Source organism: Burkholderia cepacia (assembly GCF_001718835.1).
GTDB lineage: Bacteria > Pseudomonadota > Gammaproteobacteria > Burkholderiales > Burkholderiaceae > Burkholderia > Burkholderia cepacia_F.
Window position 1 is genome coordinate 2,441,443 of record NZ_CP013443.1, and the last position, 14,166, is coordinate 2,455,608.

Here is a 14,166-nt window from a genome sequence, read left to right on the forward strand (position 1 = left end):
GTGTCAAGGGAATGGCGCACAAGGGGAATGGCCCTACCCGAAACGGTGAAAAGGCAAAAGGCCACCGGCTACCAAACTATCGATTCGATCATGTTCTCGCTGTTCCATCGTCAAAAGGAAAAGGCTCCGCCGCCCTCCCCGGCTCCCGCACCTGCGGCAGCGCCAAAAGGACTGCTGCGCCCGGAACCCGCGGTCACGCTGCTGGCTGCGCCTCGCCGGCAGAAGCTGCTGGAACACATCTGGCAACGCACGTCGCTGTCGCGCACGCAGTTCGCGTCGCTCTATCGCGCGCCAATCGAACGGTATGCCGCGCTGGTCCAACAATTCCCTGCCTCCGAAAGCCATCACCATGCCTATCCCGGCGGCATGCTGGACCATGGACTGGAGATCGTCGCCTATGCGCTGAAGCTGCGGCAGTCGCGCCTGCTGCCGGTGGGAGCACCGCCCGAAGTGCAAGCGGCACAGGCCGAAGCCTGGACAGCGGCAACCGCTTACGCGGCGTTGCTGCACGACATCGGCAAGATCGCTGTCGATCTCGATGTCGAATATGTGAACGGCGCGCGCTGGCATCCGTGGCACGGACCACTCGCTCACTCGTATCGTTTCCGGTACCGGAAAGACCGCAGTTACCGCCTGCATGAAGCAGCAGCCGGATTGCTCTACACGCAGATTCTCGATCGCCACATCATGGACTGGCTCAGCGGGTTTCCCGAGCTGTGGCCCGCGTTGCTCTACGTGCTCGCCGGTCACAAGGAACGGGCCGGTGTACTCGGCGAACTCGTCACACAGGCCGACCAGGCGTCCGTCGCGCAGGAATTTGGCGGCAATCCGCAGAAGGCGTTGCTAGCACCGAAACAGGCGCTACAACGCAAGCTGCTCGACGGACTACGTCATCTCGTGCGCAACGAACTGAAGTTGAACCAGCTCCAGGCGTCGGATGGATGGCTGACGCAGGACGCGTTGTGGCTCGTCAGCAAAACGGTCGCGGACAAGCTGCGCGCCCACTTACTGGCCCAGGGTATCGAAGGCATCCCGGACAGCAACCCGACCGTGTTCGATGTGTTGCAGGAACACGGCATCGCGCAGACGACACCGCACGGCAAGGCGATCTGGAAAGCCACCGTCGCCAGCGCGAATGATTGGACGCACGACTTCACGTTTCTCAAGCTCGCGCCAGCGTTGATCTGGGATGCAGGCGAACGACCGACGCCGTTCGCCGGAACAGTTAGCGTTGAAGCTGAGGCAGCAGCAATCGACCATTCAAAACCTGCGACAACGGCTGCGACCAGCACGTCCTCGACCAGCCCCACCACCATCTCGCCAACGCCGTCAGACACGAACGTACAAACCCGTAGTACATTGGTGCCCGCCGATACGGTCGATGCCCTCCTCGACCTGCTAGCTCCCCCAACATTCACCTCTGCGGAAGCGCTGGCTGAAAGCGCATCGAATGCCGCGGCGCCGGCAACCGAAACAACAACCACGACGACATTGCCGACCGAGCCCTGGCCTCCATCGGTGTCGCATACGACTGAAGAGCCTTCCGGAGAACATTTCATGGCGTGGCTGCGCCAGAGCATCCAGACGCGCCGACTCGTTATCAACGATGCGAAGGCGCTCGTGCATACGGTCGAGGGTATGGCGTATCTCGTCAGTCCCGGCATCTTTCAGCGGTACGCGCAGGAACATCCGGAAATTTCCCGCCTTGCGAAACAACAAAAGCAAACCGATTGGGAATGGGCGCAGAAGCGCTTCGAGCAACTGCACCTGCACCGCAAGCAGGACAACGGATTGAACATCTGGACCTGCGAGGTGACGGGGCCACGCAAATCGCGGCGGCTACATGGCTATCTACTAAAAACCACGTCACCCCTCTTTGTGGACACCCCTCCCGACAACCCCTACTTGAAGGTTGCCGTCCACGAGCAAGCGTCGTTATGTAATGAAAATTCTTGAGGCAACGCTCTTAAAATCGCCCGATCAGCCTATAGAGGCGCATCGCACTGAAGCTTGCTGCTATACCGAGAGTCGGTCATAACGGCCTAGCCCCTGAGGCAATGGCACTGCAACGCCTTACTGCATGGCACCGGCACGACTCGAGCCGCTATCGTTGAATGATGCGTCGCAGTGGCTCGTTGATCGCAGCAAACGCAGCAATCACGCCATCAAAAATAAAATCCAGTGCCGATCCATATCCTCTGTTCACACTCGCCGTATCAAAACCAAGCTCCTCGAGCCTCTGCAAGCTCTCTCCGACGTCATGGGCATCCGCAATTCGAAGATCGTTGTTGATGAACAGCGCGGCGAGACGTGGGTTTCGAGCAGACCTTCCATCCGGAGGAGCGCCGCCAAAAAAAGCATCAAGCGCCTCGTCATTGGCATCCAGGTTCTCCGCGATGTTTAGCAAAAGCTGCAGCAGCCTGAGGCTCCCGAGCCCCTTGACCTCATCCCGCGGAACACCTGCGGCCTCCAGGATGCGCCGCAAGTAACCATCCGGGATGCGCTGCCAGATCTCGTGAATGGACTTGCAGCGAGAAAGGAAAGCCTGCTGTGACATTTCTCGCGGGGACACCTGCGCGAGGCGAGCGAGCATTGGATAGTGCAACCAACCGTTCGCCTCAATCTCGGCTCGCTCTATGCCGATCAATTCGACCGCTTGCTTCTCCTGTCCGAAGGCCGCCCCCAGAGCCGAGAGGTGATCACCCAAGGCGAGCAATTGTTCGAGAAAGCGTTCCGTTTTCCCGACAATGTGCTCTTCTTCAAGATCGCGCCGGGCAATCTCCTCTGGGCCCAACGCAAAAGCGTATGCATGCAAAATCTCTCGATCGGGCTTCGGCTTGTACAGTTCGCGTAGCGACACCTTAATCATGTTCCGCCCGACTCGGCGACAGTCCGTGAAAGCCCATTGCCCAAGATAGGAAGGACTGCAGTGCCAGTGACCATATACCTTCACGGGCACGCTCTTATAGAAACGGTTCTGTTCGTAACGTTCGAGAAATCGATCGTCGAGATAAACGCTGGTCGCATCGACCATGGCGTTCGCGATATCGCGAGTCATCGGCCCTTCAATGCCCGGCCACACCAGCCCGTCTGCCGTCTGCTCAGGGCACAGTTCACAATCGACGACCTCAACCGACGCCCACACCTGGAGCAGCAAGCCACCGTCGTGCTCCTGCAGACTCACGGTGCACCACCCTCCTTCCGCCTCCTTCTCCGCGTGGCTCGTTTCGCCCATCCATTCGCGCAGCTCCCAACGATCATCCAGGAGCGTCTCATAGAAGAGTACGCGCACACCACGTGCGCCACGCATCCAGAGATAGCGCCGTAGATACTCGTTGGACATTTTCCAACTGATATTGCGGGACGCCTGAAAATAGTACTGACCCGAAACTTCCCCCTCCGCGATATCGAATTCAGGGAGTTCCAAATCATCATAGACAAGCCGTTGCGCCTCGTTCCCCAGGCAACGAGGCGTCAGGCCGAGCGCCATCCAGACCTTCTCCGCAAGATTGTAAGTGTGGAACGAACCGCTTCCCCACGACGCCACAATGTATTCATTCCCATCCACGCTCGGTGCAAAATCCCTCGATGCGCCTTTGCGCCCCAACACAGGCACCGAGAATGCAACCGTTCCCTCATTGGAGTCGGAGACGATTGGCAAGTCATCGCCATCATCGGCGACGACAGCCATCAGCATGTGTACGTATTCTCGATCTGGGCCATAGGGATCGTGTTCAAACCGGTTGCTGACTTCTACCCTCGTCCCAGGGTCTTTGCCGATAGGCTCCAGAAGCTCGCGCAGACGCGTCGGTACAAATGCAGGCGGAAATGGAAAATTCCCCAAATAGTCAATCATCTACAGCCCCATAGCGTTGTCGGATGCGGAACCCATCGGGGTGGTGCACATGTTTAACGGAATCGAAGCCCCGCATCTCAATGCAGTGATCGGGCAACGATGCCTATCTTGCTATTATTCAAGACCAACGCGCAGACGCTTGGCACGCTCTTTGAACGCCCGCTCACCACCTTCCAAGATGTCGCACACGTGCTGCCGAATGCGCGCATTCTCGAGTGAACCACACTCATAGGCGATGGATGGCAATTGTCCTGGTCGGTGTGGCCCGCACTTTGCGACAATCACCTGATCGGCATCTGTGTTGACCACAAGGTTCGCGTTGTGAGTGACGATGATGATCTGCCGACGCTGCTTCGCTAAACGGAAACGTTGGACAAGCTCCTGGAAGATCGACTGCGGGTCCAGGTTCTCTTCCGGTTGATCTATGATCAATGGACGCACGTCCTCTGCGTCTATAGCAAGGTAGAGCAACAGCAGCACGATGCCACGAGTGCCCGGTGAAAGCTGTTCGATGTCCACACCGTCATATTGCAGACCATAGCCGACTGAAATGTGGTCCGTACCGAAGAGCCAATCAGCAATTTGTCCGGCCCATACACGGGGGTCTTCGCCCTCCGGACGATGAAGCTTGAGATTCTCCTCATTGGCCTTCGCAAATTCCAGTAAGGCGTTCGCTGCCTGCTCCGCATTTCCCGTGCACCATGCGGGTAACAGACTCTCCTTGGCTACCCGCGACAACTCCCCCCGCCCTTTAAATGGACCAGCTGTGCGAAGGTCCAGCAATGCCTCTCCTGCGCTGGCCCATGCATCAACATTGACTTGGCGTCGAACCGAAAACGATAGTTTGGACAATGATCCTTCAGCTTCATCAATCCGAGTCTTGATCGGGGCATACAGCGTCTGAAGCTCCGCTTCCTCCTCCTCAATAGCTTGGAAAATTCCCTTATAGGCCTTTCGACGCGCCTCAATCAGAACCCGGATACGCTCGTCCGCGCCCCCGATATGCGCAATCTGCTGGATCACCTTTGCGAGTGCTGCCTCTGCCTTGGTAATTCTCTCGGAAAGGTTGGCAAATCGCTTTGCATTCTGGACATCAACACCAACCAGGTTGCGCAGACGAAGGAGCTCTCGTTCGAGCAAAGACAAAGTTTGTAAATCCAGTTGGGCGTCAGCCGCAATTAAAGGTACTGCGGGATCGACATTCGGCGATTCTGTCACGTCGCCCGACAGTGCAGTTCCTTGCAACGTATCAATTGACGCTTTTGCCTGCTTGATTCGCGCTTCAAGCAGCACATCGACATCACCTGTGAAATCCAGTTTGAATGCATCCCAATCGGTAGCTGTCAAGCCAGCGTCAGCGCGCTCCTCCTTCACCTCAGCCAGCCATTGCGGCGCTTGTCGCACTCGGAAATCCTGGACGTCTGCCTTCAAATTGAGCAATGATTGGTGCCGACGCTTTGCACGGTCAACCTGCTGGCGCTTCGCTTCGACCGCCTGCGATACCTCTTCATACCGTTTGGCGCGCTCCTCGCTACCTTTCGGGACCAGAGACTGGCGCTCCTTCTTATCGTTCTCGATGGATTTTTTCTTCTCATCGCGATCTTTTTCGAGAGCCTTCAAACTCGCCTTCTGGACCCTCTCGGCCGTCAGCGAACCCGACGCCTTACTGAGCGCATCTTTTTCACGCTCTCGTTGCTGCCAGGATGACTCGAGACGAACGTCCAACAGTTCGCGAAACGACTCTGCGCCCAGACGGTCTGTCGTCGAATGTGCATTGAAGATGACCTGTTCGATTTCCTTGATCAAGGCGTCATCCAGCCCCTCCGCGGAACATAGCTGATCGACGAACTGTTGAGACAGATATTGGACGCGAGGATCATCCAATAGATCCTCCACATCCGTCTGCGTCAGGAGATTACCGGTCGTTTCGCCGGACTCCCAATGGAGATCGGCCCTGCAGTCCTCCAGATGCTCCTCTGCTCGTCGGATGAACGACTTGTCACTGAGGTGTTTGGATAAAGCCAGCCCACCCGCAGCGATCAGATCGGCAAGCGCAGTTTTTCCAGACCCGCGTGCGCCAATTACCGCGACGAGTCCCGAATTCAACGGGATGGTACCGCGCGGCAACCAGGGCGCGTTGCTGACGGACAGTGTCTTGATGGTGTGGCTCTGCAATGCCCCGCGCATAGGCTCAGGGCCAACATGGACGCGCGCCTCAGGTTCAATGCACGCCTGCCGCAGCGTCTCAAACGTTAGATCGCCCTTGATCCAACACAAACGGCTTTGGTCAGGTTCACCAACCCGGGAAATTTCGTGAGCATCCGAGCCGTGCAAACACGGCTTACATCCGTTCCATTCCCTTTCGAGCTCCTCGACTGTGACCTTTCCCCTGCCCAGCCAGAACTCGATCTGCTTCGGGTTGGCACTAAATATGATATGGGCAAACCCCTCTATTTCCTTCCGCTGTGCATTGAACGAGCCAGAGCTATCGCGCAAGCCAGAAGTGCCATCTTTTTCGCCACCGGCGACAGCAATCAATGCGTGACTACGAACCCATTCATTCTTTTTCCACGCCTGCCGTAGCTGCTCGAAGTTGACCTTGAACTGATTGGCGCCCTCTGACAAAGCAGCCTTGTCGTCCGAGAGTCCATGGCGATATGCCTTACCTAGCCTTATCAAGTCCGCCGTTTGACAGCGGTAATTGTGGCCTTGGTACATGAATTCGAGCTCGAGTAAAAACCGGTTGATCTGCTCGATATGGTCTGCTGGAGAAGGATCGAACAACAGGTGCAGGTTGATAGCCGCCGCCTTTGATGTCTCGATCCCAAGTCGCAATTCCACGTTTGGAAAGATGAGACCCACGCCGGCAAGGCGCCCTTGCCGCTGATACTCACGTACTTCGAGATACCGCTCAATGCTGAAATAGTCAGTGATTCCGACGGCCCGAATCGGCGGATCAGCAACCTCGATCTTCTCAAGGTACGTGTTCCACGCCGCTTTACCAATGTATTGATCATTGAGCGCCGTACCGGGCGTGTGGATGTGCGGTTCCCAACGATGCCAGATCGACCCTCTTTCGCTTTCTACATCGAGTGTTTCGGCCATAAGCACGCTCTCTTGGTTGTTGTTCAGCGGCGCGACCGCGTTTTAAGCGGAACGCATCGACGTCACACCCTCGCTTGAGGTTTGCTCAACCCTTCCTGCCATCAAAGCTTGTCAACCTGGAGGAAGAGACCTGCGTGACTAGGATCTGCCATTAGCGGACGGTGCGCGTCGTCGTGGCGACGGCACCGTATCAACCTGCTCCCAGCACCGAGCCCGGTAATGCCCCCTAGTAACCCAATTAGTTGCATCCCCTGCGGTCACTCGCTTCACCCCGGAGCCACCGCCCAACCTTGCCGACGTCTGTAAAAAACACTTGACCCCAAGCTAGTTTATAGCAAATATAACAAACATGACAAATAACCTTGAAATTCCTGAGCTCCTTAGGAGCATCCGCGCGCAGCTTAGCTTGACCCAGGAAGAGCTTGCGGCACGTCTTGGCGTATCTTTCGCCACCGTCAATCGGTGGGAAGGTGGCCTTTCACAACCCCAACGAGCTCCGATGGCCGCGATTCGGGCGCTCGCACAGGAGGCGCAACTGGAAAATACACCGGCATCTGTCGCGAACAACAACACGCCTCCCCGCCGTCGTGGTCGAGGGGTGACGGCGGCTCCCACGACTAAGCCGATGGAACAAATGCTGTGGGACGCTGCCTGCTCGATACGTGGCGAGAAGGACGCAGCAAAGTTCAAGGATTATCTGCTGCCGCTGCTGTTCCTGAAGCGCCTATCTGATGTGTTCGATGACGAGATCGAGCGCCTCGCAGAGGAATATGGTGACCGCGCTACAGCATTGGAGATTGCTGAGTCGGATCATTCGCTCCTGCGCTTCTACCTGCCGTCGGAATCGCGCTGGGCTGTCATCAGCGGACGTGAGGCTTACGAATGGCCGGTTGACGAGCGGGGACGGTCGACCGCCCCCAAGGATATCGGCGAGCACCTGACCAAGGCCGTGCGTGCCGTGGTTAAACAGAATCCATCGCTCTCCGGCGTGATCGATGTCGTCGACTTCGGCGCCGAGCGCAACGGCGAGCGCGACATCAACCCCGCGAAGTTGCGCGGTGTGGTGGAGACCTTCTCCGATCCGCGCTACCGCTTGGGATTGGCGGATGTACAGCCGGACTTCCTGGGGCGTGCCTATGAATACCTGCTACGCAAGTTCGCTGAGGGGTCGGGTCAGAGTGCTGGCGAATTCTTCACGCCGACCGAGGTGGGCTTCCTGATGGCTCACATCATGCGGCCGAAGCCGGGTGAAACTTGCCATGACTATGCATGCGGCTCGGCGGGGTTGCTCATCAAGCTGCAGCTCGTCGCCCGCGAACTTGATCCGACCAGCAAGGTGCCGCTCAAGCTCTCCGGCCAAGAACTTCAGGCCGAAAGCTACGCCGTTGCGCAAATGAACGCAATCATCCACGACATGGAAGTGGAACTCGCGCGCGGTGACACGATGATCAATCCCAAGTTCCGTAATGCCGACGGGACGATTCGTCAACACAACATTGCCGTCGCAAATCCGATGTGGAACCAGCCGTTCGCATCGGACTTGTTTGCCAACGATCCGTTCGACCGCTTCCGTACCGCTGGCGGCATCACTAGCGGCAGGGGTGACTGGGCTTGGTTGCAGCATACGCTTGCCTGCATGGATGACGACGGCCGCGCCGCCGTCGTGCTCGATACGGGCGCCGTAACGCGCGGCTCAGGCTCGAAGAACGAGGACAAGGAGCGAAACATTCGCAAGTGGTTCGTCGATCGTGACCTGATCGACGGCGTGATCCTCTTGCCTGAAAACCTCTTTTACAACACTACGGCCGCCGGCGTGATCGTAGTGCTGCGCAAGAAGAAGCCTGCCGACCGACGCGGCAAGATCATCTTGCTCAACGCGAGCAGACGCTTCAGGAAGGGGCGACCGAAGAATTACCTTCCGGAGGAAGACATTCGCTCGCTTGCGGCGATGTATCTCAAGGGGGAGCCGGTCGAGGGCGAGGTGGCGGTAATCACCAATGAGCGGGTCCAGGAAGCTGACTACAACTTGAGCCCGAGCCGGTGGGTGGGACAGAACGGAACAGCCGAGGTGGGTTCCGTGCAAGATCTCCTTTCCGAGTTGGTTCGGCTCGATGGGCAGACGCACGGACTGACAGAAAATCTTGCGAAGCTCTTGTCGGGAGTGGCTGATGGGACTGCTTGACACCGTGTTTCCAAATGGCCGTCGTTGGACTCGGGTGGGTGACTGCTTTGAAGTCACTCGCAAACCGCGTGGATTGAATATGGCTGACCATGACTCCCTCCCGTTCGTGCCGATGGAGGCCATTCCACAAGGGGGGCACTACGAGCCGCGGTATGACACAAAACTCAGCTCGCAGATCACCAGCGGTACTTACTTCGAACAGGGCGATGTCCTAATCGCGAAGATCACCCCATCTTTCGAGAACGGCAAGCAGGCGTGGGCCAGAGGACTGCCGACCCCGTTTGGATATGCAACGACGGAAGTCATTCCGCTACGTCCGAGCGCTCCGGGCTATGACAGGCGGTTGCTGTTCTTCTACTTGCTGCATCCGGACATCCGCTCCTACGTCTCGGAGCGAATGGAAGGTTCGACCGGGCGGCAGCGCGTGCCCGAACAGGTTTTGCTGGATTTGCCTTACCCGGAATTACCACCCGAAGAGCAACGTCCCATTGCCGATGCGCTGGAGCAGATCACGCAGCAAATCGAACTCGAAGACCGCAGCGCGCGAACTGCCGAGGCGCTGAAGCACGCCGCCATGCGCGAGCTGTTCACACGCGGCTTGGGCGGAAAGCCACAAAAGGAAACCGGGATCGGATTAGTGCCAGAGAGCTGGGATGTCGTACCTCTAGGTTCGCTTGGAAAAATCGGCAACGGCTCGACGCCGAAGAAATCGGTCCATGATTACTGGGAGGGCGGCACCTTCCCGTGGCTGACAAGTGCAAAAGTATACGACCGAGACATCGAAGCGGCCGGCCAGTTCGTCACGAAGACTGCGCTAGACAAATGCCACCTCCCCATCGTGAAGCCCGGAGCTGTACTCATAGCGATTACTGGCCAAGGCAAGACGCTAGGACATTGCGCGGTTCTAAGGATCGAAGCGACGATCAATCAGCACGTGGCGTATCTCCAAACCAACACCACTATGGCCGATCCTAGATTCATTCGGGGATACCTGGAAACACAGTACGACTACCTGCGTCAGGTGGCGGCCGGGGGCGGTAGTACGAAGGGTGCGCTAACCTGCGCATTCTTGCGAAGTCTTCCCCTGCCATTGCCCGAAATAGATGAGCAGCGCGAGATAGTTGTCGTCCTCGATACCATCGACCGCAAGATCAACCTGCACCGCAAGAAGCGTGCGGTGCTGGAAGAGCTCTTCAAGTCGTTGCTGCACAAGCTGATGACCGGCGAGATTGCCGTATCGGATCTAGACCTATCAGCGCTAGCCCTTGTTCCCATGCAACAAGAGGCGATCGCAGCATGAGCAGCCTCAAATTCAGCGAAGCGGGAACGGTGCAATTCCCGATGGTAAAGCACGCCGTCGAGATCGGCTGGGCGCCGATCGCCCCGGAGGACGCTCGCGTCAAGCGAGGCGGTGAGGCAGGGGCGTTCTTCCGAGACGTGCTGGAGACCAAGATTACGGCTTTCAATCCGTGGCTCACCGCCGACGCAGTGCGCTCCGTTGTGGAAACGCTAGACGCGCTGCCAGCCAGCATCGAGGGCAACCGCGAGCTGCTCGCATGGTTGCGGGGCGAACGGCAGTGGTACGACGAAGCGGAGAAGCGCCATCGCGCCGTGACGCTGATCGATTTCGAACACGTCACGGATAACGCATTTCATGTGACATGGGAGTGGAAAATCAAGCCGCCGGCCCGCAAGGGCAATCGGGCCGACGTGATGTTCCTCGTCAACGGAGTCCCCGTGGTCATCGTCGAACACAAGAACCCGAAGGACGGCGACGGCATCGAGCGCGCGATCAAGCAGTTGCGCCGGTATGAATTAGAAACGCCGGAGCTTCTCGCCACCCCGCAATTGTTCAACGTCACCCACCTGATCGACTACTGGTACGGCGTGACGTGGAATGCCAATCGGCGCGACATGGCACGCTGGAAGCAAGCGCCCGAGGAGAGCTATCGCTTCGCGGTGCAAGCCTTCTTCGAACGCCATGACTTTCTGCGCACCTTGCAACACTGGATACTGTTTTATGTGCAGGATGGCGAGACCCGCAAATCGGTACTTCGCCAACACCAGCGCCGGGCCATCGATGCCATTCTTGATCGCTGCGCCGACCCTGCCAAGACACGAGGTCTTGTGTGGCACACCCAAGGTTCCGGCAAAACGTTCACGCTGCTGACCGCCGCGCGCCTGATCCTCGAAAACAAGCCGCGTTTCGCCAACGCGACCGTGATCCTGGTGGTGGATCGCACCGAACTGGAAGGTCAGCTCAAAGGCTGGGTCGAACGATTGCTTGGCGAAATGCAACAAGAGGACATCGCCGTTGCCCGTGCAAAGAACAAGGCCGAACTGCAGTCGCTGCTGGACGCCGATTTCCGCGGCCTGATCATCTCGATGATCCACAAATTCGAAGCGATCCGCAAAGACAGTTGCCTGCGCGACAACGTGTATGTCTTCATCGACGAAGCACACCGTTCGGTCGCCAAGGATCTTGGCACCTACATGATGGCTGCGGTGCCCAAGGCGACCATCATCGGCTTTACCGGCACACCCATCGATCGCACCTCGCAGGGCGAAGGCACATTCAAGATTTTCGGCGCGCAGGACGAACAGGGGTATCTGGACAAATACTCGATTGCCGAGAGCATCGCCGACGAGACGACGCTGCCAATCAAGCACGTGATGGCGCCCAGTGAGATGACGGTGCCCGTCGAGCAATTGGACAAGGAGTTCTTCGCATTGGCCGAGAGTGAGGGCGTCACCGACGTGGAAGAGCTCAACAAAGTGCTCGACCGTGCGGTGGGGCTGCGCACCTTCCTCACAGCCGATGACCGCATCGAGAAGGTGGCCGCGTTCGTGGCCGAGCACTTCCAGGAGAACGTACTGCCGCTGGGCTACAAGGCCTTCGTCGTAGCGGTGAACCGGGAAGCCTGCGCCAAGTATAAGAAGGCGCTGGACCAGCTGTTGCCGCCCGAATGGACGGCGCCCGTCTACACGCAGAATGCAGCCGATGTAGTGGATCGGCCGTTAGTCGCCAAGCTCCAACTTTCGGATGAGCAAGAGGAACAGGTCCGCCTGCTGTTCAAGAAGCCGGCGGAGAATCCCAAGATATTGATCGTCACGGACAAGCTGCTCACCGGCTACGACGCGCCGCCGCTGTACTGCCTGTACCTCGACAAGCCGATGCGCGACCATGTGCTGCTGCAGTCGATCGCACGTGTAAACCGTCCGTACATCGATGCCAATGGCGTGCAAAAGCGCGTCGGCCTCGTCGTCGACTTCGTGGGGGTGCTGCGTGAGCTGAAGAAGGCCCTGAAATTTGACTCTGACGATGTCAGCGGCGTCATCGAGGACCTCGATGTGCTGCTCGTCGACTTCCAGCAAAAGATCAACCGGGCTGAGAAGGATTACCTCGACGCAGGTGAAGGCGGCGGCGCTGACGAACGCCTCGAGCGTCTCATCTATGGCCGTTTTCTGGCCCCCGAAGCGCGTAAGGCCTTCTTCGAGGCCTACAAGGAAATCGAGACGCTCTGGGAAATTCTCTCCCCTTCTCCCGAATTGCGCGACCATATCGCAACCTACAAACAGCTTAGTCAATTGTATGCCGCGGTTCGCAACGCCTACGCAGAAAAGGTGGGGTTCGTGGCCGACCTCGCCTACAAGACGCGCCGCTTGATCGAGAGCAGCGCGACGCAAACTGGTTTGGGTCGCCTCACCAAGAGCGTCACCTTCGACGTCCAAACGTTGGAGTCACTGCGCGGCGAAAAGGGTTCGGATGAAGGCAAGGTCTTCAACCTAGTCCGAGGCTTGCAGCAAGAGATTGACGAGAGCCCCGCAACCGCCCCAGTGTTGCAGCCGCTCAAAGACCGCGCGGAGCGCATCCTCAAAGACCTGGAGGAGCGCAAGACAACTGGGCTGGCTGCCATGGATATGCTGGCCGCTCTCGCGACGGAAAAAGAAACAGCGCTGAAAGCCGCACGGGACAGCGGACTATCACCGCGAGCCTTTGCGGTTTATTGGGTTCTTCGCTCGGAAGCCTATCTTCAGCAAACCAGCCTCGATCCGATGGACATCGCCCGCGAAGCGGAGAATCTGCTTGCCCGCTTTCCCAATGCGGCGGCCAACACCGACGAACTGCGGCGTTTCCGCGCCTCGCTCTACAAGCCGCTGCTTGCTTTGTCACAGGAGGATCGCGCCCGGGCCGTCGACTTGATCGTCAAGTTGATCCTGAAGGAGGAGAACAATTGAAGTCATCGCTTTATCCGAGCCAACAACTTAGGCAACGCGCCCTGGCGTGGTCGGTGAAGCTGCGAGTTCGTCCCCGTGTCATCCGTATTCAGGAAATGAAGCGCAAATGGGGATCGTGCTCGTCAACGGGCATCATCACGCTTGCGATGGATCTAGTCGACCGAGAGCAGGGGTTTCAAGACTATGTAGTCGTGCACGAGCTGCTTCATCTTCGATACGCCACTCATGGACGCGTGTTCAAAGCGCTGATGAGCGCACACGTACCAGGCTGGCAACGGTGGGAGGAAACCGGCCGCAGTAAGGTCACATCACATGCTGGGTGAGGACGGCTCCCGGCGACAAGATCACCCGCGGGACGCGTTGTATTCGCGGCAGCGCAGCGCCGCGTTTTGGCCAACGACTGGGGGCTCCGCGAACGGCTATTCTCATGCCCCTCCAGCACCTGCAGTATCCTTGTGCCTAGGAACCCATGGAGGTTGACCGGATTTTCGGCTGGGACGGGCTGTTGAAGCGCCGAGTGTTTTGCTAGTCGCTTTGATAGTGACCGCCAAACAAAAACCCCGCAGAGCCTAGACTCTGCGGGGTTTCGCCGCCATAAACTGGCGGAGACGGAGGGATTCGAACCCTCGATCCAGGTTTTGGCCCAGATGCTCCCTTAGCAGGGGAGTGCCTTCGACCTCTCGGCCACGTCTCCCAAACTTTCGCTCGCACCAGGGAGGCAGTGCGACGAGAACGAAATAATATAGGGTTTCGAACCGCACGTCAATTTCCGTGATGCATTTTC

Annotated in this window: 7 protein-coding genes and 1 tRNA gene; 5 read left to right on the top strand and 3 right to left on the bottom strand. The window is 58.0% G+C overall.

Features of this window, described 5'->3' with window-relative positions; genetic code table 11:
• Positions 1-90: 90 nt before the first annotated feature.
• Positions 91-1,956: a MobH family relaxase gene (mobH, locus tag WT26_RS14530; protein WP_069270707.1), complete on the top strand. Its 1,866-nt coding sequence runs from the start codon at positions 91-93 to the stop codon at positions 1,954-1,956.
• A 148-nt stretch (positions 1,957-2,104) separates the two neighbouring features.
• Here mobH and WT26_RS14535 read toward each other — a convergent pair whose 3' ends face one another.
• Entirely contained in the window at positions 2,105-3,856 is a 1,752-nt protein-coding gene (locus tag WT26_RS14535; RefSeq protein ID WP_069270364.1) for a hypothetical protein, read from the bottom strand.
• 114 nt (positions 3,857-3,970) lie between these two features.
• Positions 3,971-6,961 carry a TrlF family AAA-like ATPase gene (locus WT26_RS14540; protein ID WP_069270365.1) on the bottom strand — a complete coding sequence of 997 codons (2,991 nt, stop codon included), beginning with the start codon at positions 6,959-6,961 and terminating at the stop codon, positions 3,971-3,973.
• A gap of 349 nt (positions 6,962-7,310) precedes the next feature.
• On the opposite strand from WT26_RS14540, the gene WT26_RS14545 reads away from it, so the two are divergent.
• From WT26_RS14545 to WT26_RS35725, 4 genes are read left to right on the top strand one after another with little or no spacing between them, the layout of a single operon-like run.
• Complete coding sequence (locus tag WT26_RS14545) at positions 7,311-9,143, top strand: N-6 DNA methylase (protein WP_069270366.1); 1,833 nt, start codon at positions 7,311-7,313, stop codon at positions 9,141-9,143.
• The gene (locus tag WT26_RS14550) at positions 9,130-10,443 is read left to right on the top strand and encodes a restriction endonuclease subunit S (RefSeq protein WP_080485663.1); all 1,314 of its coding nucleotides are present in this window, start codon (positions 9,130-9,132) and stop codon (positions 10,441-10,443) included. Before WT26_RS14545 ends, WT26_RS14550 begins: the two co-directional genes overlap by 14 nt.
• Entirely contained in the window at positions 10,440-13,382 is a 2,943-nt protein-coding gene (locus tag WT26_RS14555; RefSeq protein WP_069270368.1) for a type I restriction endonuclease subunit R, read from the top strand. Before WT26_RS14550 ends, WT26_RS14555 begins: the two co-directional genes overlap by 4 nt.
• The gene (locus tag WT26_RS35725; protein WP_080485664.1) at positions 13,379-13,705 is read left to right on the top strand and encodes a M48 family metallopeptidase; all 327 of its coding nucleotides are present in this window, start codon (positions 13,379-13,381) and stop codon (positions 13,703-13,705) included. The genes WT26_RS14555 and WT26_RS35725 overlap by 4 nt, the downstream gene beginning before the upstream one ends.
• A gap of 277 nt (positions 13,706-13,982) precedes the next feature.
• Here the strand turns inward: WT26_RS35725 and WT26_RS14560 are convergent.
• Positions 13,983-14,076: transfer RNA gene (locus WT26_RS14560), tRNA-Ser, on the bottom strand.
• Positions 14,077-14,166 lie beyond the last annotated feature (90 nt).